The organism is Hymenobacter sp. IS2118, from assembly GCF_000715495.1.
Classification (GTDB): Bacteria; Bacteroidota; Bacteroidia; order Cytophagales; family Hymenobacteraceae; genus Hymenobacter.
In genome coordinates this window covers 47,252-73,941 of the sequence record NZ_JNLX01000060.1, presented here as the reverse complement: position 1 = coordinate 73,941, position 26,690 = coordinate 47,252, and the positions used below count along the sequence as shown (strand labels likewise).

Sequence of the window (26,690 nt, the reverse complement as noted above, 5' to 3'; positions counted from 1 at the left end):
TTGAGGTGGTCGGGTCAAACAGGAGAGAATTGGGTGCTAACTTCCCGAACCCATGGAAAAAGCTCCTCCTACGAAACGGCCGCGTTATGATGCGGCCTTCCGCGCCGAAGCCCTGCGGCTGGCCAGCGAAAGCCGCTCCACGCTGGCCGCCGCCCGCGCCCTGAATATCGACGCCAAGCGGATTTATGCCTGGCAGAAAGCGGCCCAGCAGCCCTTGCCCGCCGACCCGGCCGAGGCCACCGAAGTGCGGGCGCTGCGCGTCGCCAACAAACGGCTGGCGCAGGAGCTCGATATTTTAAAAAAAGCCATCGCCATCTTCTCGCATCCCCCGACCCAGTGAGTACGCTGCAATTCATTGACCAGCAGCGGCCTTTTTACCCGATCCAGCAACTTTGCCAGGTGCTGGACGTGGTACCCAGCCGCTACTACGCCTGGCGGCACCGGCAGGCGGCCGGGGCCGTGGGCAGGGCCGAACCGGCCTGGGAAACGGAAATGATGGCGGTTTTTGACTACCACAAACGCCGCTACGGCACGCGTCGGCTCCGGGTTGAGTTGCGGGAAAAGGGCCATCGGGTAGGCCGCCAGGCCCTGCGCATGGGGCTGCGCCGCCACGGGCGCAAGGCCTTGCAGCCCAAGTCCTTCGTTCCGTGCACCACCGATTCGACCCACGGGCAGCGCTGTGCCCCCAATTTGCTGCTTGACCAGCCGCGTCCCACCCAGGCCAACCGGGTGTGGGTGAGCGACATCACCTACCTGCCGCTAGCCAACGGGACCTGGGCTTACCTGTGTGCCTTTCAGGACGTGTGCACCAAGCACGTGGTGGGCTGGCAGGTGCGCGCCGACATGCCCGAAGCGCTGGTCACCAGCGCCTTACAGCGGGCGCTGCTGGCCCAGCGGCCCACCCCCGGCCTCATCGTCCATTCCGACCGGGGCGGGCAATACGTGGGCAACGCTTACAAGGCTGTGCTGCGCGACGCCCAGGCCCAGCTCTCCCACAGCCGACGCGGCGAGTGCTACGACAACGCCCAGGCGGAAAGCCTGTGGTCGCGCCTCAAAACCGAGGAGCTCGAAGCCCGTGACTGGCCTGTCTTCGCCGACCTAGCCGATGCCCAGGCCAGCGTCGCCGACTATTTTGACTACTACAACCATGAGCGTCGCCACTCCAGCATTGGCTATCAGAAGCCGTACCAGTTTCATCAACAGCACCTTAACAACATCACCCAATTCTCTCCTGCTTAACTAGACCACCTCAAATATACCCGCACCATTCCCGACAGGCTATCGCGGAGCGTAGTTTCTACACAATACGCCGTAGAATCATCAGCAGAAGCGGGGCTGTAATCAGCCTTAAAAAAGCTGCTTTTGGGTAGCGGCAAAGCCGGCTCAGAATCTTGCGCCTGGGCTGCGAAAGGGCAAGCCAGTAGCCATGCGGAACAGAAAAAGAGTGTTTTCATAGGAGTATGGGGTAGCATAGCTGATGGTAAAACGGCCCTGGTATTCTGTAATTGGCAACACTGTTCAGGGCAGGGAGACTTTGTTTGTCTTTTGAAATATAGTACTGATTGAGCAAGCGGGTTGTTGTAAACAGACGCTGGCGCAGGCATTCCTGCAAATAGACAGCTCAGTGTCTGCGGGTATACCAAAAGCTAATAGCCCCAATCCTGCCTGACCGGCTTAGTGTTTTTCCGTGATGCTAAAGGTCACCGGTAGGGTAAACGATACCGGAACGAGTTCGCCATCCAGCTGACCCGGAGTGAAGCCACTCAGTTTTTTTACCGCGCTAATGGCCGCCAAGTCTAGTTCGGTCGAGACGCCCTTCACCACTTTCACGTCCTCGACCAACCCATTCACCGCCACCTTGAACGAGACGAATACCCGCCCTTGGGTTTGCTTCTGCAAAGCAGCAGCCGGGTAGCGGACGTTTGCGGCAATGGCCTGCACCATCTTCTGGGTCCCGCCACCTTTGTAAGTGGGCATTATGCTGTACTCGTAGAATGCCACCGGGCCACCGTCCCGGGCAAAACAGGCTGCGGATTTACGGATGTTGTCCTCGTAAATCTCCCGGCGTTTTAGCTGGCCTTCCGGATAATAGACCAGAAACTCCCCCTGCCGCTTTTCGCCCACAAAGTCTTCCTTGGAACGCAGCTGGCCGTTGTCGTAAAAAGTGGTTCGAGGCCCAAGTTTAATACGGCTACCCAAGTCTGCATAGGGCGTAATTTCCTGCAGCTTACCGGCTGCATCATACACCCGAATAGTGCCCGACAAGCTGTCCCGGTAAGTATAGTCGTTACGGTGGTGTGCTCCTTCGGGTCCGGGCAGCTTACTACCGTCGGGGGCTATGTACTCTGTGAATTTATGAGGAAATGTGACTGCTGATTGAGCAAATACCGGCCCCGTTGCACCTCCCATTATTGCCCACAACAAGCAAACCAGTTGGACAATGCCCGGCAACGTTTTATAAATGTGTTTCATGCTTTGAGCTTCAATTAATTGCGAAAGTAACGGGCACGCTGAAGGCAACGGCCACCGGCTGCCCATCCTGCAACCCCGGCTTGAAACTTTTTAGCTTCCGCACGGCACTCAGCACCGCCTCGTCAACGGCCGGGCACACACTCTGCACAATGCGGATATCGGCTACCTCGCCCAGCGCCGTCACGTTGAAGCTCACGACAACTTTGCCGGTACAACCGGCTTTAAGCGCCGCCCACGGGTATTTTATCCCGCGCTGTACAGCGGCCACAATTGCCTGGCTACCACCGTCGCCCACGGAGTACACAGGCATTTGCTCAAATTTGTAAAAGGGTACCGATTGGCCACTTTCGGCAAAGCATTCACCGGTGGAATTGAAATCATCCTTGAGATTATAAACTTCGCGGCGCTTCAGCTGCCCACTGGGGTAATACGTGCGAAGTTCGCCCACTCTTCTGCCCAACGCATATTCTTCGTGTATATGGAGTTGCCCGGCCGGGTACCACCACTCCGATACCCCGTTGGGTACGCCCTTGCGCAGGTTGGCGAATCCTTGTTGGCTTGTGAGCTTGCCCGTGGCCACGGAATAGGTTTTCACGGTGGCCGCCACACTGTCGGTGTACTCCGTTTCGCGGCGGTAATGGGCACCTACATCACCGGGCAGCACTCGGCGCATAGAGTCCAGGAAGTCCAATTTAGGAGGCAAAATATGTTGCTGCGCGGCAGCTGGTGCCGCAAACAACAGGCACTGCGCTACAAAAACAATACATAATTTCAACATGCAGTAGCCAGTTAGGAGTGAAGTGCAAAGGACGCAGAGCCCAACTGCGCAGCAAAATACCAGCCGGCTTCCTTACGGAATATAAAAGCGACGGCCCCAGCAAGTGGAGCCGCCGCTTTTGGCAAAAGAATTAAACCAGCCAGTGGCTTACAACACCTTGCTCACGGCTTCCTCTGCCTTCGCAATGGCCGCCGCCAGCCCGGCCCCGTTCTTGCCGCCGGCCGTGGCGAAGAAGGGCTGACCGCCGCCGCCGCCCTGGATTTCCTTGGCCAGCTCGCGTACCAGCGTGGTGGCGTTGAGCTTGCCGGCTCTGGCAATTTCATCGTCCAGCATCACGGCCAATTGGGGCTTGCCGTCGATTTCGGCCCCCAGGATAGCCACCAGATTGGGCACTACCTGCCGGAGGTTGAAAGCCAGCGTCTTGAGGGATTCGGCCGAGCCCGCCTGCACCACGGCGGCTAGGAAATTCACGCCCTTAAGCTCCTTCACCTGGGCGGCGAGCTGGTCCTTCTGCTGGCTCATGCTTTGCAGCTCAAACTGCTCCAGCTGCTTGCGGAGCGTGGTAATTTCCTCGCTCTGCTTTTCAATGCTGGTGATGAGGTGCTGGGGGTTGCCCAGCGTTTCGCGCACCTGACTGAGCAGGTCGAGCTGCTGGTCCACGTAAGCTTCGGCGCCGATGCCGGTCACCGCCTCGATGCGGCGCACACCGGCACCCACGGCACTTTCGGCCGTGATTTTGAGGTAGCCAATGGTGCCGGTGTTGGGCACGTGCAGGCCTCCGCACAGCTCTACCGAGAAGCCTCTATCGAAAGTAATGACGCGCACAAACTCGCCGTATTTCTCGCCAAACAACGCCATGGCACCCAGTTCTTTGGCTTCGGAAATGGGTACGTTGCGGCGTTCGTCGAGCGGGATTTGCTGGCGAATCTTCTCGTTTACGATGCGCTCAATCTGGCGCAGCTGGTCGTCGGTTACCTTGGTGAAGTGCGAGAAGTCGAAGCGCAGCAGCTTCTCGTTCACCAGCGAGCCTTTCTGTTGCACGTGCGAGCCCAGCACGTCGCGCAGGGCGGCCTGCAGCAGATGCGTGGCGGAGTGATTCTGCCGAATCTGGGTGCGGCGGGCAGCATCGGGCCGGCTCATGAATTGGCCGGTCAGGTCCTGGGGCAACTCCAGCACGGTGTGCACGATGAGGTCGTTTTCGCGCTTGGTGTCAATCACGCGCATCGTAGCAAAGTCCCCTTCCAGAAAGCCGGTGTCGCCCACCTGGCCACCGCTCTCGGCGTAGAACGCGGTTTGGTCGAGCACCAGCTGGTACTCGGTTTTGCCCTTGGCGGTGGTTTTGCGGTAGCGCAGGATGCGGGCCGGCGCGACGTCATGGTCGTAGCCTACGAAGGCGGGCTGCTCGTCGGTGTCGGCCACTACGGTCCAGTCGCTCTGCTCGGTTTCCTGGGCGTTGCGGCTGCGGTTTTTCTGCTGCGCCAGCTCCTTTTGGAAGCCTTCCTCGTCCACGGTCAGGCCTTTTTCGCGGGCAATGAGAGCCGTGAGGTCCAGCGGGAAGCCGAAGGTATCAGACAGCTCAAACGCCGTTTTGCCGTCGATGCGGTTGCCATTGGCGTGAGCGGTTTCCTCCAGCGCATCCAGGCGGCGCAGACCAGTTTCGAGCGTTTTCAAGAAAGCAATTTCCTCCTCCTCAATCACGCGCTGCACGAAAGCCGTCTGGGCTTTCAGCTCTGGGAAGATGTTGCGCATCTGGTCGGCCAGCACGGGCACCAGCTTGAAGAGGAAGGGCTGCTTTTGGTTGAGCGACGAGAAAGCGTAGCGCACGGCGCGGCGCAGAATGCGGCGGATTACGTAGCCGGCCTTCACGTTGCTGGGCAGCTGACCATCGGCAATGGTGAAGGCGATGGTGCGGATGTGGTCGGCAATTACCCGGATGGCGATGTCCGTTTTTTCGTTTTCGGTGGTGGGTTGGTCGGTTACCTTGGCGGGCGCAGTGCCGTGGTATTCCACGCCCACTTCCTTGGCGATGAACTGAATGAGCGGCTGGAACACGTCGGTGTCGTAGTTCGACTTGACGCCCGACACGGCCATCATCAGGCGCTCAAAGCCCATGCCGGTGTCCACGTGCTGGGCGGGCAGCTTCACCAGGCTTTTGTCGGCCAGGCGCTGGAATTCCATGAACACGTTGTTCCACACCTCCACCACTTGCGGGTGGTCGGCGTTCACGAGGTCGCGGCCGGGCGTGGCGGCCCGCTCCTCCTCGGAGCGCAGGTCGATGTGGATTTCGGTGCACGGGCCGCAGGGGCCGGTGTCGCCCATCTCCCAGAAGTTGTCCTTTTTGTTGCCGGGCAAAATCCGGTCGTCGGTGGTGTACTGGCGCCACAGGTCCTGCGTTTCGCTATCAGCGGCCAACTTGTCGCCCTCATCACCTTCGAAATAGGTAACGTAGAGGCGGTCCTTTTCCAGCTTGTACACATCGGTGAGCAGCTCCCAGGCCCAGGCAATGGCGTCTTTCTTGAAATAATCGCCAAACGACCAGTTGCCGAGCATCTCAAACATGGTGTGGTGATAGGTGTCGTAGCCTACTTCCTCCAGGTCGTTGTGCTTGCCGCTCACACGCAGGCACTTCTGGGTGTCGGCAATGCGCTTGTGGGGCGCGGGCTTATTGCCCAGAAAATAGTCCTTAAATGGCGCCATGCCGCTGTTGATGAATAGCAGCGTGGGGTCGTCTTTCACCACAATGGGGGCCGAAGGCACGATGTGGTGTCCTTTCGAGGCGAAGAAATCAAGGAATTGCTGGCGGACAGCGGTGGCGGTGGGGAGCGACATATAGAAGAAGGGCAACGCGGCCGGATTAGCAGCGAATGCGGTTTTTTTAGGTACTTTCGGCTGAAAAGCAAAGGTAGCCATATGCCCTATAAAGAGCGCAGCATCGAGAAACAGTACTTTACCATCGGCGAGGTGGCCGCCCAGTTCAAGGTAGCCGAGTCGCTGGTGCGCTTCTGGGAGACGGAATTTGACGAGCTGCGCCCCCGCCGCAGCAAGAAAGGCAACCGCCTTTACACCCCGCAGGACATTGAAATATTTCGCACCATCTACCACCTGGTGAAGGAGCGCGGCTACACCATTCCCGGCGCCCGCGACATGCTCAAGCAAAAGGGGCCGCAGCTCAAGGAAAAAATTGACGTGGTGCAGAGCCTGGAAAAAGTGCGGGCGTTCCTGATGAGTTTAAAAAAGGAAGTAGAAGCGGCGGGGAAAACCGATGTACCATAAGCTTCAGCTTGTGATGAGCGCAGCGAATTCGGCGTTGCCCTACAAACCACCCTACGAAACTCTCCGAGCGCGGCACTCGCTCCGCTCGTCGCAAGCTAAAGCTTACGGTACATTCTACTCCAGCGCAAGCTGAGGCTTACGGTACATGGCCGACGACACCCTCTTCCACGAACTTGCCCTCACGCTGCTGCCCGGCATTGGCCCGCAGCTCACGCGGCAGCTGATGAGCTACGGCGGCTCGGCCAAAAATGTGCTGATGATGCCGCCCGGCAAGCTGCGCCGGATTCCCGGCGTGGGCGCGGCCACCGTGGCTATTCTCACTGGCCCGGAGCGTGAAACCGCCTTTCGTAAGGCGGAGGCCGACCTGAAAAAGGCCGAAAAGGACGGCGTGGAAATCATTTTCTACACCAGCAAGCGCTTCCCCAGCCGCCTCAAGCTGCTACCCGATGCGCCGGCCATCCTCTACTACCAGGGCACGGCTGATTTGAACGCGCCCAAAATCGTGGCCCTGGTGGGCACCCGCAAAGCCACCGAATATGGCCGCGAGCAAACCGAGCGCATTATTAAGGGACTGCTGCCGCACCGGCCGCTAGTGGTGAGTGGTTTGGCCTACGGCATCGACATCATGGCCCACCGCGCCGCCCTGGCCGAAGGACTGGAAACTGTGGGCGTGATGGCCACCGGCCTGGACCGAATTTACCCGCACGCGCACCAGAAAACGGCCGAAAAGATGCGCGAACAGGGCGGCCTGCTCACCGAATTTCCCTTCGGCACGCCGCCGGACCGCTACAATTTCCCGGCCCGCAACCGCATTATCGCCGGCCTCGCCGATGGTACAGTGGTAGTGGAAGCCGCCATCAAAGGCGGCGCCCTCATTACCGCCGAACTAGCCCTGAGCTACGACCGCGACGTGCTGGCCGTGCCCGGCAACCTGGGCTCAGAGGTTTCAGCCGGCTGCAACGCCCTCATCAAAAGCAACAAGGCCGCCCTATATCAGGAACCCCTGGACCTGGAGCAGCTCCTGAACTGGGATGCGGCCCTGCACCAGTCGGGGAAGTTTAAGCCCGTTCCCTCCTATTCAGCCGACGATTTCACGCCCGAGGAGTTCAGTGTGCTAACCCTGCTAACCGCCGCGCCCGGCCGCGAAATGCAGATGGACGAGCTGGCCTGGAAAGCGCAACTGCCCATTTACGCCGTGGCCTCGCTGCTGCTGGCGCTGGAGTTTCGGGGCGTGGTACGGGCACTGCCGGGGAAGAAGTTTGTGTTGGTGTGAGCCATCAAAAATTATTGGGTTCCTCACTTCAATAATGCTTTTTCACCAGTGGATACCTGTTATTTTTCTCGCATTTTCAGTCCTTGTATTTCCATTATTTAGGCACATTGATACTTGAAGTCGACGGTTTGAACCAGCCACTTGAGGCCCAGAGCCTCAACCCGAGCTTCGCTCATTTTGCCATTTACAGCTTTGGCATAACTTGTTCGACCGTAAAGCAGCCCGATGGGAGGCGCTGCTGATTAGCGGCTTCAACCGGACAAACAGCATTGCTAACCGCTGTTCAGCACGCTTTACTGCAAATAGTTGCCTCGATTCGGCATGTCAGCAGAACACAGGCACAAGCTGACAAGTAGACCGCGTGAAGCACTGAAAAATGGCCACACACGGCATGTATTGATTAAATAAGCGCGCGAAAACAAGCGTAGTTTTCAGGCCGTAATGGCGAGCGCAGCCGAGGCGTAACCGGGACGTGACCGAATTGAATACGGTCACTTATGCACAACTGATTAGCAGTACACCACTTGTGGCTGGCGGCATTACCCGCAACTGCTTGTTACGCCTTAATGCTGACGGTACCATCAATGCGACAGCCTGCCGTCGGCATCTATCTGCGCTGCTGCGCGCAACTTAATGGTGGAGGAATTGTCATGTGCCGCGTGCGGGTACAGTGGTAGCGCACTGCTTTACCCCGCTTTTTTTGAGTCCCTTGGCACTAACGTTTCGTTTGTACTTTTCAGCCATTGGAGGCAATTCTGGCGCATTACAGGTGAAACGTCAGCCTTATTAAAAGGGATTTTAGACGCGCTGCAATCACTTCCCAAACATCGTAGGGCAGAGTAGTAATGTTCTGGTTACTATTGAACTTTTTAAAGCAATTCCCTCCACCGGTTTGTCACCCGGTTAATCCATTTCCCCCGATATAATGAAAGTTTTTCAACTGTGCATTGTGGCTTCGCTGTGGGCTGCGCTATCCTGGCAACCTACTGACGCCCAAGTCCTCGACCCCAGTTTTGCACCCAACAGCATTTACGCTCCTGGCATTGTATATACGGCAGTGGAACAACCCGACGGCCAGCGCGTGGTGGCGGGCGCTTTTACCCGCGTGAACGGGAGCACTGCCTCCGGAGTGGCCCGATTAAACGCCAACGGTGTCCTCGATGCTGCATTTCAGCAAAACGTGGGCCCCGCAAGCCGGACCTACCGGCCCCGCCTGCTGCCCAACGGTCAGATTTTGTTGATATCCCTGGGCGGCACAATCACGGCCGGCGGGCTCACGCGGGAATCGGTACTACGGCTAAATGCCAACGGCACCGGCGACGCCACTTTCAACGCGGGCTCGGGAGCAGTATCCACTGGCAACACCATCTATGTAGATGATATTTTGCCTTTGCCCAACGGAAAAATGGTAGTAGTAGGCCCTTTCGATACGTTCAATGGCACGCCGGCCAGTCGAATCGTGCGCCTCACTGCCACGGGTGCCGTGGACCCTACTTTTAACGCCGGCTCGGGCGCCGACCGAGAAATTGAAATCATTGTGGGCCTGCCCAACGGGCAAATGCTTATTGGCGGCTACTTCGACACCTACAATGGCCAGCCCGCCAACGGACTGGCCCGGTTGAATGCCGACGGGTCGCTCGATGCCACGTTCGTCACCACGTTCACCACCCAGAGCGAAGCCATTAATCTGTTGGTGCAACCCGATGGCAAAATTTTGGTGGCTGGCGCGATACACACCAGCAATGGCCCTTCCGGTGCAGGGCTGGTTCGGCTGCTGCCGAGTGGGGCCCTCGACCCCATTTTTTTCGCTCCGTCCAGCTTGGTTGAGTACTCCGTGTATTCCCTTTTTGGCGATGTCCTACAGCTGCAAGCCGACGGCAGGATTCTGTACGCGAGCACTGCGCAGGGCCCGTCCCGGATTGGGCGGTTGAATACCAACGGCAGCGAGGACACTTCTTTTTCTACCGTGACTACCAATGGCCCGCTTTACTCCCTGACTTTGCTGGCCAATGGAAGCATTCTGGTGGGTGGTAATTCAATTATGAGAACAGCCGGTCTGGATAATCACCCCTTGGTACAATTTACGAGTAATGGTACGCTGGACACCTCTTTCCAACCGCTCATTCAAACCACCGGCTCGGTAAACGACGTGGTGCGTCAAGCCGATGGCAAGCTCATCGTCGGTGGTTTATTCTCGGAGATTAACGGACAAGCGGCCAACGGTCTGGCCCGCTTCAACCCCAACGGCAGCCTGGATGGCAACTTTGCTCCGGCTTTGGGCGCTACCAATGTCCGGGTGACTGACCTTGCCCTGCAGGCCGATGGCAGCTTGCTAGCCGCCACGGGCGCTACGGTGGTGCGCTACCTAAGCACCGGGGCTCTTGATAACACGTTCGATGCTTCGGCCCTGCGCATCCGTCCCACGCGCGTGCTGGTACAACCCAACGGCCGCATCCTGGTGGCCAACTTCAGCAGCGCCGCCGGCACCACTGGCCCTAATCTGGTGCGCTTGCTAGTTAATGGAACCCCCGACGCTACATTTTCGACCTTGGCGACGGGTCCCGGCAGCAACAACTCCGTGCATGCGGTGGAGTTGCTGGCTGATGGCAAAATTCTGGTAGCGGGTTCCTTTAGGGCTTCATCCGGAAATTCATTGCTAAATACCATAATGCGGCTGGAAAGCACCGGCACACAGGACTTGTCGTTTGTCGGCAGCGCCTTCAGCGGGGCAAACACCACCAGCGGATTGAACAGCCTAGCCGTGCAGCCCGATGGTAAAATACTGGTGGGAGGACGTTTCAGTGGCTACGGGAGCACGTCTCGCACTAACGTACTGCGCCTGAACCCCGACGGTTCGCTCGACGGGGACTTTGTGCCGCCCTCAACCAGCGGCACGGTAAACAAATTGCTGCTGCAACCCAATAACCGGGTGTTGCTCGGCGGCTTATTCACCGGCGGCGGCCTGCCCGCCAACCTGGCCCGACTGCTGCCCAACGGTACCGCCGATGCCTCATTCGAGACTACGGCCACGCCGGACGGAACCGTCAATTCGCTGCTGCTACAGCCCAACGGGGCCATTGTGCTGGGCGGCTTTTTCGGCACCGTTGGCGGGCAGCCCCGTGCGGCCCTAGCGCGCATCACGGCACCCGCTGTGCTGCATATGGCCGCGCCGCGTGCGGTTGCAGCCCGCACCCAAGCTTGGCCTGTGCCGGCTCACTCGGCCCTCACGGTAGCTCCCGATGCCAGTGCCCACCCGCAGGCCGTGGAGATGCTTGACCTATTGGGCCGGCCCGTGTTGCAGCAGGTGTTAACCGGTACCGCTCCCGTCGTACTTCCCCTCGAAACGCTGAGCACCGGCACATACTTGCTGCGCGTGACTTACGCGGAAGGAACGGTCGTACGCCGCGTGCAGGTGCAGTAAACGAGAGTAGCTGGCGCTACTTCAAAAGCACGAACATTCCGGTTTCGTAGTTTGAGGTAGCGTCCGACTACATTCTGGCCGTACTTTGGGCCCGTGCTGCTTTATAACAACGACCTCCTGCCCAGCGCCGCCCTGCCCCTGCCCAACCGCGGCCTGGCTTTCGGCGATGGCTTCTTTGAAACGCTGATTTTCACCGCCGGCCGCCTGCGCCTCGCCGCTGACCACCACGCCCGCATGGCACGGGCCGCCGCCGCGCTCTACCTCACGCTACCCGCCGCGCTGGCCACGCCTGAAACTCTGGAAACCACGCTGGCCGCCCTCACCCAGGCCAACGCCCTGCCCGACGCCCGCCTGCGGCTGCAACTCTGGCGCAGCGGCGGCGGGCTCTACACGCCCCTAACCAATGCCGCCGAATGGCTGGCCACCGCCGAGCCCTTTGTCGCCGATAACTCGCCCATCGCCAGGGCTGATTTTGCCCTCGAAACCCATTCCATTCATTCCCCGCTCAGTTTTTGCAAAGGGCCGCAGGCGTGGTTATATGTGCGGGCCGCCCACGAGCGGCAACGACGCGGGCTCGATGAAATCATCCTCTGCGATGCCCACGGGCACGTAGCAGAGGCGGGCGCGGCGACTATTTTCTGGGAAAAGGATGGCGTGTTATTCACGCCTTCGCTCGAAACCGGCTGCGTGGCGGGCGTGCGCCGGGCGCAGGTGCTACGGGCGGCGCGGGCGGCGGGCGTGGAGTGCCGGGAGGGGCTGTTTGGAAAGGGCGAGTTACTGGCGGCCGATGGTGCGTTTACGGCAAATGTGGCGGCAATTCGCACTGTTTACCACGTCAGTAATACTTCCTTCCTCAGTACTGCGCTCCCGCCCTATTTAGCGCAAAGTTTCGCGAATTAAAAAAAGCACGTCCCGCAAGGCTAAACTTTGCGAAACTTGCTTTTTTTAATTCGCGAAACTTTGCGCTAAACGGCAACCGGCGCTTTTATTGCGGGCCAGGGCTCATAATTCTCCAACCGAAAATCTTCGTACTTGAAACCGAAAATGTCCGTTACCTCCGGGTTAATCAGCATCTGCGGCAGCGCGTGGGGTTCGCGGGTAAGTTGGAGGTTGGCCTGTTCCAGGTGGTTGCTGTAGAGGTGGGTGTCGCCGCCGGTCCAAATGAATTCGCCGGGCTGCAGGCCCGTTACCTGGGCCACCATGATGGTGAGCAGCGCGTAGCTGGCAACGTTGAACGGCACGCCCAAGAAGACATCGGCCGAGCGTTGGTAGAGTTGGCAGGACAGCTTGCCATCGGCTACGTAAAATTGGAAGAGGGCATGACAGGGCTGCAATTTCATGTCGGGCAGCTCGGCCACGTTCCAGGCCGACACGAGGATGCGGCGCGAGTCGGGCTGGGTTTTGAGCTGCTGGATGATGGTGCTGATTTGGTCGATGTGGCCGCCGCGGCCGTCGGGCCAGCTGCGCCACTGGTGGCCGTACACAGGACCCAGCTCGCCGGCGGCATCGGCCCACTCATCCCAGATTTTTACGCCGTGCTCTTTGAGGTAGGCAATGTTAGTATCGCCCTGTAAAAACCACAGCAATTCATGGATGATGCTCTTCAAATGCACCTTTTTGGTGGTTACCAGCGGGAAACCTTCGGCCAAATTGAACCGCATTTGGGGCCCAAAAATAGAGAGGGTACCAGTTCCGGTCCGGTCGGTTTTCACGGTACCGGTGGCGAGGATTTGGCGGAGAAGGGCTTGGTATTGGCGCATAAGGTCCCAAAGGTAAAACGCTGGTTACGGATGCTCCTACTACCGTTCGCTCTTCAGCGCTTGCTAAATTCATTCATCGAAATGCTGCGTTGGCTGGAGTTCTTGAACCCGCCTACTTTTTCAGAACGCAGCGCCTAGTGCTTGGTAGTGCGGCCCGCCATGCGCTTGCGCCACAGCCGAAACGATGAAGCCTTTATTGAACGGTGCATAAGTTCGATGACGTCTTTTTCGGCCAGCCCGAACTGGATTTCAATGACGCGGGCGCTGTTGGCCCCGGAAATTTGGTTAAAATCCGTGGGTTCAGTTTTCACGCGCTTAGGAAAAGGCGCGGCCTGACAGGGCGTGGGTGGTTTTGAAGCCAGTGCGTACCAAGCGCCCGCAGAGTCCAACGTTTCGCCGACGCCAAGGCTGCGCTAGGCGCGTTCGTTCCAGTCGTCCAGCTTTGCTAAAAATGCCTCGGCGTGCGCCAGGTGGGCGTCGCGCTTCACTTCGCTCATCTTATCAAAAGTGGACACCAGCATGCCCAGGCGCGGGTTGCTCGTAAAAAAGTCGCGGTTGACGTGCATGAAGCGCCAGAACAGGCCATCCCAGGTGGCCTGCCAGTCGCCTTTGGGCCAGTCGCCCATTTTCAGCAGGTAGTTGCTGCCGCTGATGTAGGGCTTGGTGGTCATCAGGCCGCCATCGGCAAATTGGGTCATGCCGTACACGTTGGGCACCATCACCCAATCGTAGGCATCGATATACATTTCCATGAACCAGCGGTGCACCTCGTCGGGGTCGAACTCGCAGAGCAGGAAAAAGTTGCCCATCACCATCAGTCGCTCGATGTGATGGTTGTAGGCGCCGGCCAGGGCTTTTTTTATCACAATGTCGACCGGTCCGATGCCGGTGGTCCCGGTCCAGAACGCCTTGGGAATTTTGCGCTCAAAGCCCCAGAAATTGCGGGTGCGCTGCCTGCGGCCCTCCCGCTCGTACACAATGCGGATGAACTCGCGCCAGCCCACAATCTGCCGCAAAAAGCCTTCCAGGGAGTTTATTGGCACCTCGTGGCGGGCCGCGTGGGCGAGCGTGGCGTCCAGAATTTGCTGCGGACTGAGCAGCCCGATGTTCAGCATCGGCGTCAGCACCGAGTGGTAAAGCACCGGTTCGCGGGCCACCTGCGCGTCTTCGTACACGCCAAATTTGCCCAGCCGCTGCTTCAAAAAATCTGCCAGCCAGGCCTCGGCCGCCGCGTGGGTGGTGGGGTAGCGAAAATCGCGGGCCTGGCCGTAGTGGTCCGGAAAATAGGTTTCGACGTAGGCAATGGCTTCGACAACCTCGGCCGGGGACGCGGGCCAGGGCAGCGCGGGCACGGTTTCACCCTTAGGAAATTTCGCGCGGTTCTCCGTGTCAAACGTCCATTTGCCGCCGGTAGGCTGGCCGTCGGGCTCCAGCAACAGCTGCCGCTGCTTCCGCTGCGCCACGTAGAAATCGGTCTGGAAATACTTCTTGCGACCGTCGAAATAGGCATTCGCCGGGCCCATTTCATTCAAAAAGTTAGGGCTGGGGTGCACGGTCAGGCTGATTCCGGCCCGGGCCGTGGCCGATTCGATGCGCCGCCGCAGCCAGTCGTCCACCGGGTCGATGACGTGGAGTTGACGCAAGCCCGCGGCTCCGGCCTGGGCTATCCACTGGCGCACGTCGGCCGTGGGCTGCCGGGCCTCTACGTAATCGCAGGCAATACCTTGGGCTTGCAACCGCTTGTGGTAGGCCCGCATGCTGGCCCGATGCAGCACCAGCTTCTGCTGATGGAAGTGAAATTGAGTGAAAAACAGCACCTCTTCCAGCATTACCACCGGCCGGCCGGGCAGCAAGGCCGGATGCTCCCGGTAGAGCTGGTTGGGAAAAAGCAGGAGGCATTCGGGGGCAGTGGTGGGCATAAACAGCGAGAAATTAGGCGCTATTGCTACAATCGGGAATGGAGAAGGTTCAGGCAAATGCAACCCGATAAAAGCAAAAAACCGCTTCAATGAGCGGTTTTTTTGTTACTCTGGCTCCTTGAACTCAGCTGCACACTTCTTACTTAGCTTCATGCTTTTGCACGGTTGCCCGAATTCGGGAAGCCATTCCGTATAAATCATCCAACGAGACAATATCAACTCGTTCGCCACCTTCAACATCAAACAAGGTTACGTACTTCTTGCTGCTGTTAAAGTGCAGTCGGCAAATTGGCTTACGATTATTATCATCCAACAAAATTCCGCAATACGACTGTACATCACGCATCACTACTCGATTCACTGGCACTGTTTTGCGCAAAATTGCCCTCACAATCATGAAGCCTTCTGTTTCCTCAACGGTTGTTTCAATGTCTTTTTCCTTATTTTCTGTTTCTGAAGCAACGGAAGTTTCTGGCATCGACATTGCCGGAACATCGTTCACCAACGGTCCCTGCCCGCTGGTATCAATCATGGCTGACCGTAGTCGCATGGTGATTTTATCGTTCAGAAACTGGTGAAAAGAACGATGAACTAAAATATTAAACTGTTCTTTTAACTTATTGGTTAAAACGCCTTCGTAAACTTGTTTTGATACAAAATGCACAAAATCAGCTGAGGGCTGCGTGAATTGCTCATCGAAATACTTTTTAAATGCCCGCATATATTTTAAATTATATGCAGCAAAAAGCATGTCCTCGATACTAAATGAATTTTTGCTGAGCTTTTTAATTTCAGCAACATCGTTCTCATGGAAATTTGTCAAATCGAATTCCAGAAACGGCCGCTCATCCATCTTATTCGGCTGCTCCAAATCTGTGAATAATCGGTAAATAAGACCATTGGTAAGAATGGCAATCCGCGCTTCAGTCACGTGGAAATACCGAAAAAGTTGGCTGGCATGATTGATATTGAGGTCGCTGCCAACGTATTTACATTCAATCAAAATGATTGGTTTGCCATCGCGCATGATGGCATAATCAATCTTTTCGCCCTTCTTCGTGCCAATATCGCAAATGAACTCCGGCACAACTTCCGATGGGTCGAATACATTGTAGCCGAGGGCGTTAATAAACGGCATCACCAAAGCAGTTTTAGTTGCTTCTTCCGTTTGAATGTGGGCGAGTTGCTTTTGGGCGCGCGAGGCCAGATTACTCAGTTGGTCAATCAACTCCATACTATTTGGGTTTGGGTAGAAAACTGGGTAAACTTAAGCCTGAATTAACACAAAAAAAGCCGCCTCATCTCTGAAGCGGCTTTGAGTTTCTCAGCAGCGGCCGGGGCCAAGGACGAGCAATTACAGCTTGACGACAACGGCCGGTTTGGCGGCGGGCTTCACGCCGGCGGTTTTGGCGCCTTTCATGCAGCACGAGCCGGCGGCCATACTTTTGGCGCCCATGGCGCACGTGGCCTTGGGGCTGGTGGAGGCAGTGGCCTTTTTCGAGTCTTTGCCGGGGCCCTCCTGGGCGTGGGCGGCGGTACCGACGAAAGCAAACAGGGCGAGGGCAAGCAGGGACTTTTTCATGGGCTTAAAAAGTTAGCGGGTTGGTTAGCGAAATATACAACGAAGCTGGAAAATTCACTTGGCCGGGCAAATGGATGGAGCAGGAGCCGAACGTTGTGGCGGCTGGCTTGTTGTGCAGACACCCCGATTTTTGAGCTAGCGGCTATCTGCCCCTAGCGAATAGCCCGAACGAATGCCCATCCGCCGCCTCGCCCAACTCACCCTCGTTCTGCTGGGCCTGCTCACGCTCCTGAGCGTGTACTCCACCGCCCAGCTGCGGTTCAACTACAATTTTAACGACTTCTACCCCGCCGGCGACCCCGACCTGGACTACTACCAGGGCTACACCCAGCGCTTCGGCAACGACAACGACTACGTGCTGCTGGGCCTGGAAGCGCCCGCCGGCAAAACCGTATTCGACCCCGCCTTCCTGGCCAAAGTAGATTCCCTCACGCAGCTGGCCCGGCGCCAGCGCCACGTGCTGAGCGTGACCTCCCCCACTACCCTCGCCAACCCGGTAGTGGAAGGCCTGGGTGTGTTCAACATCCCCTACCTGCACCCCAACGAACCGGCCCGCCGCGCCGACGACTCCACCCTGATTTACCGCACGCCCGGCCTTGTAGGCAACGTGTTCAGCCCCGATGCGCGAGCCGTAGCTTTGGTCCTGCAAATCACGCCCGACCTGGAAAAGCCGCCCGGCGATTCGCTCTTTGCGGCCCTGCGCGGCGGCATCACCCGGCTGGGGCTGCCCGATGAGCGGGTGCATTTCGCCGGCAAGCTGGTGGCGCAGTCGGTGTTTGTGGATAGGCTGAAGTGGGAGCTGGTGGTGTTTATGTCGCTGTCGGTGCTGCTGGTCACGGGGCTGCTGTGGCTCACGTTCCGCACGTGGTGGGGCGTGGTGCTGCCGCTGATTGTGGTGCTGGGCGCCATTTTGTGGGGCCTGGGCGTGATGTCGGCCTTCGGGGTGAGCATCGATTTGATGACGGCCCTGCTCCCGCTCATGCTCTTCGTGGTGGGCATGTCCGACACCATTCACATCATCAGCCGCTACGTGAGCGAGCTGGGCTACGGCGCCGGCAAAAAGGAGGCCCTCTGGACCACCATCAAGGAATCGGGGTTTGGGTCGGGCCTGTCGGCGCTCACCACCAGCCTTGGTTTTTTCACGCTGATGACCTCCACCATCCGGCCCATTCACAACTTCGGGCTGTTCACGGGCGTGGCTATCATTTTGGCTTTCATCCTCAGTTTCACGCTGCTGCCGGCCATGCTGGTGCTGCTGGGCAAGCCCCAGCTACGGGAGCCCCGCCGCCAGGGCCACAGCTGGGATGGCGTGCTGGGCCGCCTGTTTCGGCAGGTGCTGCTGCGCCGCCGGCTGGTGTTCATCGTGAGCGGACTGGTGCTGGCCACGGCCATCGGCTTCTCCACGCGGGTTCGCATCAACTCCGCCCTGCTCGATGATTTGTCAGTTAATGACCCGGTACGGCAGGATTTCGCCTTTTTTGAGCGGCAGTTTGCCGGGGTGCGGCCCTTTGAAATGGAGCTGAAGCCGGCCCCCGGCCGCGACATTTACGACCTGGACGTGCTGCGGGAAACCGAGAAAATTGAGGGCTACCTCGAAACCACGTACGGCCTGCGCTTCGCCGCCTCGCCGGTCACGCTGGTGAAATCGGTGCGCAAAGCCCTGAACGGCGGCGGCCTGGCCGAATACCGCCTCCCGGCCGACACTACGGAGCTGAAACGCCTGCGCGGCAAGCTCCGGCTGTTTCGCAAAAAAGCCGAATTCAGCGCCCTGGCCCTGCCCGATGGCTCGGCTGGCCGGCTTACGGGCCGCATGGCCGACGTGGGCAGCGTGCGGGCCGGCAAGCTGAACGACGCCCTGCGCCAGCACCTGCGCGCCACCGTAGACCCCAAGGTGCTGACCACCCGCCTCACGGGCTCATCCAACCTCATCGACAAAAACAACGAAAACCTGACCCTGAACATGATTCAGGGCATGGCCATCGATGTGCTAATGGTGACCCTTATTGTGCTGGCCCTGTTCAAATCCGGCCGTATGGTCATCGTGGTGCTCATTCCCAACCTGCTGCCCATCGTCATCGTGGCCGGGGTAATGGGCCTGGCCGGCGTGAGCATGAAGGTGAGCACGAGCATCATTTTCACCATCGCCTTCGGCATCGCCGTCGACGACACCATCCACTTCATCTCCAAGCTGCGGTTGACGTTGGCCAAAGAGCCCGACATTTTTAAGGCCGTGCGGCGTACGTATCTGCTGGCCGGCAAAGCCGTAATCACCACTTCCCTCATTCTCGTGGGCGGTTTCTCCACGCTGCTTTTCTCGAAATTCGACGGCACCTTCTATGTCGGGCTGCTCATCGGCCTGACGCTGCTTTTCGGCGTGGTGGCCGAGCTCACGCTGCTGCCGCTGCTCATTCTTTACTTCTACAAGCGGCCCAAAGCCCCCGCCGGCGATGTGCCGCAGCCGGAGCTGCTTGAGAAATAACCGCCATTTACCAGTGTTTTGGCGCGTGCGCCGCTCCAACGCCACGATACAACGCGCCCCTTCCGTTTGCCGTTAGGTTTGGATACATCCACTAAATCTCAATGAGCATGAGCCAGCCGATTGAAGGGAAAGATTTTTATGACAGCGTGCTGCAGTTTTACGACCAGGCCGCACAATTCTCCAAGCTGGACCCTGGGATTCTCGCCCAGATTAAGGCCTGCAACAGCATTTACAAGGTAAATTTTCCTGTCGAAGTCGAAGGCAAAATTCAGGTTTTCGAAGGCATTCGGGTGCAGCACAGCCACCACAAGCTGCCCAGCAAAGGCGGCATCCGCTACAGCGTATATGTGGACGAGGACGAGGTGAAAGCCCTGGCCACGCTCATGACCTTTAAGTGCGCGCTGGTGGACGTGCCCTTCGGCGGCGCCAAAGGCGGCGTAAAAATCAACCCCCGCACCAGCTCCGAGCAAACGCTGGAGCGCGTGACCCGGCGCTACGCCAGCGAGCTGATTAAGAAAAACCTCATCGGGCCGGGCGTGGACGTGCCCGCGCCGGACTACGGCACCGGCAGCCGCGAAATGGCCTGGATTGCCGATACTTACCAGACTTTTAAGTACGGCGATACCAGTGCCCTGGGCTGCGTAACGGGCAAGCCCGTGGGCCAGGGCGGCATTCGGGGCCGGACCGAGGCCACCGGGCTGGGCGTGTTTTTTGGCCTGCGTGAGCTGTTCAACGACGCCGAAATGCTCAAGCAGATTGGCCTGAGCAGCGGCCTGAGTGGCAAGCGCATTATTGTGCAGGGCCTGGGCAACGTGGGCTACCACGCCGCCCACTTCTGCCAGCAGGAAGGCGCCCTGATTACGGGCATCGCCGAGCGCGAAGGCGGCATTTTCAACGCCGATGGCCTCGACCTGGAAGCCGTGATGAAGCAACGTGCCGAAACCGGCTCGCTGCTGGATTTCCCAGGCGCCAAAAACGTACCCGACACCGCAACGCTGCTCGAATACGAATGCGACGTGCTGCTGCCCGCCGCCCTCGAAAACCAGATTCACGAAGGCAACGCGGCCCGCATCAAAGCCAAAATAGTGGCTGAAGGTGCCAACGGCCCCGTCACCCGCGACGCGGAGAAAATCCTCTTAGCACGGGGCATTGTCATTCTGCCCGACCTGTACCTGAACGCCGGGGGCGTCACGGTGTCATATTTCGAATGGCTGAAAAACCTCTCCAATGTCCGTTTCGGGCGCATGGGCAAGCGGGCCGAGGAAGCCTCGCTGCAACGGCTCGTCACCATTATCGAGCAAAGCACCGGCAAAAGCATCAGCCCGCAGGAGCGCGCCCTCATTGTGCACGGCACCGACGAGCTGGACCTGGTGCGCTCTGGCCTGGAGGACACCATGATAGTGGCCTACCACGAAATCCGCTCGGTGATGAACCAGGTCAAAGGCATTCAGGACCTGCGCACGGCGGCCTTCTACAGCGCCATCGAGAAAGTGGGCGTCAGCTACCAGTCGCTGGGCATATTTCCGTAAGCCCAACGGTATCCGTCGCTTAGCTGCAAACCGGAAATTGGGAATCCCGATTTCCGGTTTTTGCGTCCGGGCCTCATTGCCGGGCAGTAGGAGAATTGGCCGGGGGTCGGAACCAAAGTCGATAGCGAATGATTGAGGTGCCGCCCCCATTCCTGTGTCAGAGTGGGGATAAACCCGTAATTTCGCCAAAAAAAGCGCATGAAGCATTCCGTTTACACCGCCTTCAATCGGTTTCTATTATTGATGTTGCTGGCTACGGCCGGCCTTTCCGCCACCTCCTGTTCCAAAGACGACCCCAAGGTTGAGGACTTCAGCGGCCGGGACGACGCCCTCATCCAAAAATACCTGACCGACAACAACATCACCACCGCACAGAAACAGACCTCGGGCCTCTATTTCCAGCCGATAACCACCAACCCAAGCGGTGCTAAAATCGTCCGCGGCACTATTGTTTCGGTGAAGTACACCGGGCGGTTGCTCGACGCCGCCGGCACCGTATTCGACACTAATACTAATCAAACCAATGCATCGCTCATTTTCCAGGTTGGGGGCGGTCGATTGATTTCCGGGTTTGAAGAAGGCGTTGCCCTGATGCGGGTGGGCGAAAAGGCCGAGCTGATTCTTCCCTCGGCACTGGCCTACGGCTCGCAGAGCAGCGACAAAATTCCTGCTAATTCAGTATTACGTTTTGAAGTGGAAGTGCTTGATGTCGATGCCATCGATGATGCGCTGATTGTGAAATACCTGACCGAAAAGAACGTTACGAGAGCCCAGAAACAACCCTCCGGCATCTACTTCCTGCCCATCACCACCAACCCTGCGGCGCCGAAGCCCACCGTAGGCTCTACGGTTTCGGTGCTCTACACCGGCCGTTTCCTCGATGCCAACGGCACCGTATTCGATGCTTCCTCCCAGAATGGCAACACCCCATTCTCCTTCCGAATCGGTGGCAACTCAGTCGTTAAGGGCTTTGAAGAAGCCATCACCCTCATGCACAAGGGCGACAAGGCCGAAGTTTTCCTGCCCTCGTCGCAAGCTTACGGCCCAGTCGGCGCCGGCACCACCATACCTTCCAACGCGGTGCTGCGCTTCGAGCTGGAATTGCTGGAAATCCGCTAGGCCCGAAAGCAAGTTCATCATAGCTTAGCCTGAGCCCACCAAAAAGCCAGGCGTTGCCGAACTGAGTACGTCTCAGCCCGGCAGCGTCTGGCTTTTTTTGGTGGGCTCAATTGATTCGTGCCAATAGGGCCGCGTGGTGCGGCGCCCGGCTCAGCACCAGCTCATTGCCCAATAGCACCAGCTGCTGGCGCGCGCGCGTCAGGGCCACGTTCAGCTTGCGGTCCACGTGGCCGGTTTCGTCGGGCGACACCATCAGCTCCAACTGGTGCTCGTGGTGACAGCAGAAACTGACGATAATTACCTCGCGTTGGCTGCCCTGGTAGCGCTCCACGGTATCGACACTGACGCGGGCCAGGGCCGGCAAATCCAGCTCCACAGCCAGCTGGGCCAGCCGCACCCGGATGCGGGCCGCCTGGTTGCGGTAGCTGGCGATGATACCCAACGTGGTTTCGGGGTTGAACTGCGGGCCGTAACCCTGGGCAACGTAAGCGGCGGCGCGGGCAGCCAGTTCGGCTTCCTGCGCCGATTCCTTCATCGACAAATCTTCGGGCAGGCGGCGGGTGGGTACAAACACCACTCGCTGCGTGCGCAAAGCGGTTGTAAAAGCATCGGCCGCATCCGGAGCCGGCCACGATGCCCGGTCCAGCGGTGCCGACTGCCAGGACTGCGGGCAGCGGAGCTGGTTTTCGTAGAAATCCTGGTTCACCAGCGCGGCCAGCTCTTCGTGCATGCGGTACTGGTCGGCCAGGGTGCCGTGGGCGTGCGGCCAATGCGTCTCGGCGCGCCGAAAAAGGCGCTCGAAGTAGGAATTACGCAGGTTGGTCAGCCCCAATTCGTCGCGCAGCAGGTCGGCACACTCGGCGGCGATGGCGCTGGTTTCGGGCTCCTGGGCCACCACGGCGGGCAGCTGCCGGTGGTCCCCAATCAGAACAAACTTGCGCACCTTGGCCAGCAGCGCCAGCATCGGAGATTCCAGCACCTGGCTGGCTTCGTCCACCACCGCCACGTCGAACTGCTTGAGCATAAACAGCTCGGGCTTGCCCAGCAGGCTGGCCACGGTGCCCACGTAGAACGGACAGGTGGTCAGCCGGCCGCGCACAACCTGCCGGGTGGTGCAGTCGCGCAGCATGTTATCGAGCAGATACGGCCGGTACACGGGGGCCGTGCCCAGCCGCGAGCCCACCCGAATAAACGGCAGCCCGGCATCCACCAGTTGCTCGCAGATTTCGTCTACCGCGCGGTTGGTATAGGCCGCCAGCAGCACCTGCTTGTCCTGCTGGTACAGATTGACCGCCAGCTCCCGCAGCACCGCCCGGGTTTTGCCGGTGCCGGGCGGGCCGCAGAGCACAAACCAATCGGGCGCCGCCAGGGCGCGGGCCACTACTTCCGAAGCGGTGGTGGCCGGCGCGGCAGCCGGGTTCCAGTCCTCGGGCGGGCGCGGGCCGGTGCGGGCCAGCAGGCGCAGGCGCCGCTCCGGCGCCAGGCTGAGAAAGGCCGACAGCCCCGCCCACTCCCGCCGGAAGGTGTCGTACGTATCCGGCTCCAGGGCCCAGTGCGAATGCCCCCGCAGGTAGCGTGGGGCCATGCGGCGGTTGCGCACGCTCAGCACCACCTGCCCATCGGCCCGGAGGTCTTCGGCCAACACCACTTTCACCACCTGGCTATCGAGGGGACTCAGGGACTTGGAAACCTGGGAATCTGGATGTTTGATATTGGGGTTTGGGAGGCTTGCGCCGGAGCGTGAAACCCCAGCTTCCGCTGCATTTTGAGCCTCCAGACTCGCCGTTTCCTGTGTCCCCACTTTCCGGCGCGGGTAGAGGATAAGGGTATCGCCGGCCCGGAAGTTGACCTCCCGCCCGCCCACCGGGCGCTGAAAAATGAGGTGTGGCCCCAGCCCTTCGCGGGCGTCGTCCTCAGCATTGCTGTGGTCTTCCAACAGCACCAAATCATCAAGCAGGCTGAAATTCTGGTGCTTGCGGGCCTGGGGCAGCAGCCACAGACCGGCCTGGCCGCCGGCGTCGCCGGGCCGGGCCTCGTCGCCGAGCAGGGTCAGGCGCATTTCGCGAGCCGTGAAGCGGGCCAGCTCCAGGCAGTAGGCGCGTTCCACGGGGTCGGCCGCGGCCCAGGCGTTGGCCACTTTTTCGGCCTTGGTCCTGCCGAACGATGGCAGCGCCATCAGATTCGGGTGCAGCACCGGGGCCAGTAAGTGCGCCGTTTGGCGCGGGCCGGTGGCGCGGGCCAGCTGCAGCTCGGTGCCCACCAGTTGGTTGCGGGCCGAGAGCAGCCGGTCAATCAACTCCTGGTCCTGGTCGACGCGCCGCACGGCGACCTGCCCGGTGGCCGCATTCGAGTATAAAATACTGGTGCGCCCCCGCCCGGCCGTTTCCCCATCGGCCCCAAACACCGACTCGAGCAGCAGCCGGTAGAGCTGGGCCTGGGCCGCGTGGTTGCTCCAGGGCTCGGCGTAGGGCACTTTGGTGGAGCTTTTCAGCTCAATGAGGTCGTAGCCGGTGCTGCTTTCGTGCAATAAATCCAGCCGACCCTGTAAGCCATAGGTGGCCGACAAAAACGTGGGTTCGAGGAAGCAGTCGGCCAGGCGCAGGGGCTCCTGCTGGTAGCCGGTGCGGCTTTCGGCCACGAAGCCCTGCACGCGGGTTTCACGCAGGGTGCGGTGGTGCCGGCGCAGGTCGTTGAGCAGCTCGGGCACGCCCGTCCGCGTCTGAAACTCCGGCAACGTGCTCAACGCCAGCGGCGAGGTGCGAAACAGCCGCTTTTTCAGAAATGCTTCCAGGTCGAATTCCTCGTCGTTTCCGGCAACCGGTGCCGCCTCCCTCGTTCCGCCAAACGGCAGAATGGTATCGCGCAGCCCCAGCAACTTTTCGAGCCGCGATTTGGCCGCATCTTCCTGGGGTTTGCCCTCAGCTTGCCGGGCTGCGTGGCTCACTTCCTCGTCCAGCAGCAGGTTCACCAGATTTCCTAGCACCAAGGGGCGCGACGTTTCATCGGGCAGAAACGCGTTCAGCAGCGCCCATTCCGGGATGGTGCCGTCGCGCTGGGCGCACTCGGCCACCGTGGTCACGCTTATCAGGTAGTCGGGTTCCAGCACCACGCGGCGTGCCCGCACGCGGCCATCGGGCAGCAGCACCGGGCCAATGAGGTGCAGTGTGGGGTGCAGCGCGGCGGCCAGCGGCAGCAGGTTTTCGTAGGCCACCGGCAGCAGCAGCCGAAACGGCGCGGCGGGGCGGCCGTCGGCCGGCGTGGCCATTTCCACGGTCAGCTCGCCGGTGGGTAGGTCGGCGTGCAGCACGTTCACCCGCCACACCGTGCCCGCGGTGCCCACCTCAGGCACTGAGGCTTGTGATTCTTGCAGGCTGCTTTCGGCCGCCCAATCTGCCGGTTCCGGCGCGGCCAGCAGCGTGGGCCCGTCATACGCGCTACCGGTCAGGTACAGCACCAGGGCGGCCACGGCGGCAAAGCCACTGGCTGCTTCCAGGGGCGTACCGGCGTAGCTTTCGTGCACCACCAGGTTGGCCGCCAAGCGCAGGGCCTGGAGCTGACTGCGCAAGGCCACCGGCAAGTTCCGCTCGTACGCCACCAGGCCAATGGCTTGGCTGAGGTTGACAAAAGACGCTTCCTGCCGCTTGCACTCGTCGCGCAGCACCGTTTCGAGGAGCTTGCGCAGCTTGGGCAGCTGGTCGGCGGGCGCGGCGGCCACGTCGGTGGCCAGGGCAATCAGGTGCGGGTAGTAGCGGGTAGCCATCGGGGTAGAGGATTTTGTTATTGCTTGCTCGTTGTCAGTTGTTTTTTTTCAGCCACAATAAATTGACTAACAAACGACTGCGAGCAACCTGTTTACTTTTGCACTACTACTCAGAGACTATCCAAACAGCCTAGTTGGTTAGGCTTTTAAAGCACTATCTATAAATGTAGTCGGCGCCGCCTCCCCGCGCCTAGCGGGCCCCCGTGAAGCCCTGCGGCGCCACTAGCCGGCCACTGCGGTACATGTTGATGTAGAGCGTAACGGGGCTCGATTTCCCCTCCCAGCTTACCTGGTACACGTCCAGCAGGGCCGTGTTGTCAACGGCGCCCCGGCGGGTTTTGAAGGCGCAGCAGCTGGCCTGGCGCTCGTAGGTAACGGGCTGGCCCTTGGGGCCTTTCAGCGCGTTCAGGTAGCGCTGCTGATTGCGGGCGCCAGCGGTGCGTCCGCCACCCACCCGCACCGGATTTTCGGCCGTGTACCCGTAGGTTGCGTCTTCGCTCACGCCGCGCACCACAAACGGCAGCACGGTGCTGCTCGCATCGGAGTTAGCCGCTGCGGGCACGGCCGACGTACCGTACAGCGTGGGGGTTTTCTGGCTGGTGGTGCACCCGGCCGTTGTCATTCCCAAAACTCCCATCAGGAGCCACGTATTCTTGCTCATAACCATAAATTTGATGATGACTGCCTGTTTGACACCCATCCTATCGGTACTACAAAGAACGCCGCCACCCGCCAAACGGCCCTTTTTTCTTTCGCTTGCCCTCCTTGGCCTGCTCAGCACGGCGCCGCTCAGCGCCGCTTTCGGCCAGGCCGATTCACTGGTGCTGGACGCCCGCCTGCCCGGTCTGTTGCGCGAGCGGTCCGTGCTCACCCGCCAATATGCCGCCGCCAGCGCCCAGCGGCACAGCCTGTTCGGCAACAAGGCTTCCAAAAAGGATTTACAGGAAGTGGTGGATGCGTTGCAGGGAATCGTTGACAAAGACCAGCAGATTGTGGACGTGCTCAACGCCACCGCCCAGCAGGCCCGCACCACGTCCGTGCGCCTGGCCGCCACCACCACCCACCTGGAAAGCACCAGCCGCGACGACCGCAACAACACTTCCCAGCGCCTGTCCGAAGTTCAAAACGAAACCGAAAACCTCCGGCAGCGCGAAAAGCAGCGGATTACCCGCGAGCGTAACCTCGAAGCCGAAATCGCCGAGGTCAAGCAGGGCCAGTTCGTGCGCGACGCCCTTATTGCCGGGCTGGCCGCAGTAAGTATCGGCCTGGTAGTGGCGCTCAATCGCCGGAAAACGCCTCCTGCCCGCCGCAAATAGCCGTACTTT

Annotated in this window: 20 protein-coding genes; 10 read left to right on the top strand and 10 right to left on the bottom strand. The window is 59.6% G+C overall.

Annotated elements, in window-relative coordinates:
* The first annotated feature begins 52 nt into the window (after positions 1 to 52).
* Complete coding sequence (locus tag GM79_RS04375) at positions 53 to 340, top strand: transposase (RefSeq protein WP_035559831.1); 288 nt, start codon at positions 53 to 55, stop codon at positions 338 to 340.
* On the top strand, positions 337 to 1,239 hold the full coding sequence (locus GM79_RS04370) for an IS3 family transposase (protein WP_051718502.1): 903 nt from the start codon (positions 337 to 339) through the stop codon (positions 1,237 to 1,239). The genes GM79_RS04375 and GM79_RS04370 overlap by 4 nt, the downstream gene beginning before the upstream one ends.
* Positions 1,240 to 1,674: 435 nt before the next feature.
* Here the strand turns inward: GM79_RS04370 and GM79_RS22745 are convergent, their stop codons facing one another.
* The 3 genes from GM79_RS22745 to alaS form a co-directional block, all read right to left on the bottom strand.
* Positions 1,675 to 2,472, bottom strand: coding sequence for an energy transducer TonB (locus tag GM79_RS22745; protein ID WP_161787115.1), 798 nt, complete (start codon positions 2,470 to 2,472; stop codon positions 1,675 to 1,677).
* A gap of 10 nt (positions 2,473 to 2,482) precedes the next feature.
* Entirely contained in the window at positions 2,483 to 3,145 is a 663-nt protein-coding gene (locus GM79_RS22740; protein ID WP_051718500.1) for an energy transducer TonB, read from the bottom strand.
* A 252-nt stretch (positions 3,146 to 3,397) separates the two neighbouring features.
* Entirely contained in the window at positions 3,398 to 6,079 is a 2,682-nt protein-coding gene (gene alaS, locus GM79_RS04355; protein ID WP_035559869.1) for an alanine--tRNA ligase, read from the bottom strand.
* An 81-nt stretch (positions 6,080 to 6,160) separates the two neighbouring features.
* Here alaS and GM79_RS04350 point away from each other — a divergent pair, with 81 nt between their 5' ends.
* From GM79_RS04350 to GM79_RS04335, 4 genes are all read left to right on the top strand, one after another.
* Positions 6,161 to 6,523 (top strand): MerR family transcriptional regulator, encoded by a 363-nt coding sequence (locus tag GM79_RS04350; RefSeq protein ID WP_035559827.1) that lies wholly within the window; start codon positions 6,161 to 6,163, stop codon positions 6,521 to 6,523.
* A gap of 145 nt (positions 6,524 to 6,668) precedes the next feature.
* Positions 6,669 to 7,796: a DNA-processing protein DprA gene (dprA, locus tag GM79_RS04345; protein ID WP_035559824.1), complete on the top strand. Its 1,128-nt coding sequence runs from the start codon at positions 6,669 to 6,671 to the stop codon at positions 7,794 to 7,796.
* Between the two features lie 925 nt (positions 7,797 to 8,721).
* A complete protein-coding gene (locus GM79_RS04340; protein WP_035559821.1) occupies positions 8,722 to 11,217 on the top strand; it encodes a T9SS type A sorting domain-containing protein in 2,496 nt (831 codons plus the stop codon).
* Positions 11,218 to 11,310: 93 nt separating this feature from the next.
* Complete coding sequence (locus GM79_RS04335) at positions 11,311 to 12,117, top strand: aminotransferase class IV (RefSeq protein WP_051718499.1); 807 nt, start codon at positions 11,311 to 11,313, stop codon at positions 12,115 to 12,117.
* 65 nt (positions 12,118 to 12,182) lie between these two features.
* Here GM79_RS04335 and GM79_RS04330 read toward each other — a convergent pair whose 3' ends face one another.
* The 5 genes from GM79_RS04330 to GM79_RS04310 form a co-directional block, all read right to left on the bottom strand.
* Positions 12,183 to 12,977: a thymidylate synthase gene (locus tag GM79_RS04330; protein ID WP_035559818.1), complete on the bottom strand. Its 795-nt coding sequence runs from the start codon at positions 12,975 to 12,977 to the stop codon at positions 12,183 to 12,185.
* A gap of 134 nt (positions 12,978 to 13,111) precedes the next feature.
* Entirely contained in the window at positions 13,112 to 13,288 is a 177-nt protein-coding gene (locus GM79_RS23650; protein ID WP_072008531.1) for a DUF2805 domain-containing protein, read from the bottom strand.
* Between the two features lie 102 nt (positions 13,289 to 13,390).
* Positions 13,391 to 14,896 carry a cryptochrome/photolyase family protein gene (locus GM79_RS04320; RefSeq protein ID WP_035559815.1) on the bottom strand — a complete coding sequence of 502 codons (1,506 nt, stop codon included), beginning with the start codon at positions 14,894 to 14,896 and terminating at the stop codon, positions 13,391 to 13,393.
* A gap of 139 nt (positions 14,897 to 15,035) precedes the next feature.
* On the bottom strand, positions 15,036 to 16,130 hold the full coding sequence (locus GM79_RS04315) for a type I restriction endonuclease (protein ID WP_035559813.1): 1,095 nt from the start codon (positions 16,128 to 16,130) through the stop codon (positions 15,036 to 15,038).
* Positions 16,131 to 16,250: 120 nt separating this feature from the next.
* Positions 16,251 to 16,478, bottom strand: a complete 228-nt coding sequence (locus tag GM79_RS04310; protein ID WP_035559811.1) for a hypothetical protein — start codon at positions 16,476 to 16,478, stop codon at positions 16,251 to 16,253.
* Positions 16,479 to 16,650: 172 nt separating this feature from the next.
* On the opposite strand from GM79_RS04310, the gene GM79_RS04305 reads away from it, so the two are divergent.
* The 3 genes from GM79_RS04305 to GM79_RS04295 all read left to right on the top strand — a co-directional run bounded on the left by GM79_RS04305 (position 16,651) and on the right by GM79_RS04295 (position 21,605).
* Positions 16,651 to 18,957 (top strand): efflux RND transporter permease subunit, encoded by a 2,307-nt coding sequence (locus tag GM79_RS04305; protein ID WP_035559809.1) that lies wholly within the window; start codon positions 16,651 to 16,653, stop codon positions 18,955 to 18,957.
* 107 nt (positions 18,958 to 19,064) lie between these two features.
* Complete coding sequence (locus tag GM79_RS04300) at positions 19,065 to 20,486, top strand: Glu/Leu/Phe/Val family dehydrogenase (protein ID WP_200875578.1); 1,422 nt, start codon at positions 19,065 to 19,067, stop codon at positions 20,484 to 20,486.
* A gap of 198 nt (positions 20,487 to 20,684) precedes the next feature.
* Complete coding sequence (locus GM79_RS04295; protein WP_035559803.1) at positions 20,685 to 21,605, top strand: FKBP-type peptidyl-prolyl cis-trans isomerase; 921 nt, start codon at positions 20,685 to 20,687, stop codon at positions 21,603 to 21,605.
* A 106-nt stretch (positions 21,606 to 21,711) separates the two neighbouring features.
* On the opposite strand, the gene GM79_RS04290 is transcribed toward GM79_RS04295, so the two are convergent.
* Entirely contained in the window at positions 21,712 to 25,365 is a 3,654-nt protein-coding gene (locus GM79_RS04290; RefSeq protein ID WP_035559800.1) for a DEAD/DEAH box helicase, read from the bottom strand.
* Between the two features lie 190 nt (positions 25,366 to 25,555).
* The gene (locus GM79_RS22735; RefSeq protein WP_152559823.1) at positions 25,556 to 26,026 is read right to left on the bottom strand and encodes a hypothetical protein; all 471 of its coding nucleotides are present in this window, start codon (positions 26,024 to 26,026) and stop codon (positions 25,556 to 25,558) included.
* Between the two features lie 13 nt (positions 26,027 to 26,039).
* On the opposite strand from GM79_RS22735, the gene GM79_RS04280 reads away from it, so the two are divergent.
* Complete coding sequence (locus GM79_RS04280; RefSeq protein WP_152559822.1) at positions 26,040 to 26,681, top strand: hypothetical protein; 642 nt, start codon at positions 26,040 to 26,042, stop codon at positions 26,679 to 26,681.
* Positions 26,682 to 26,690: the final 9 nt, after the last annotated feature.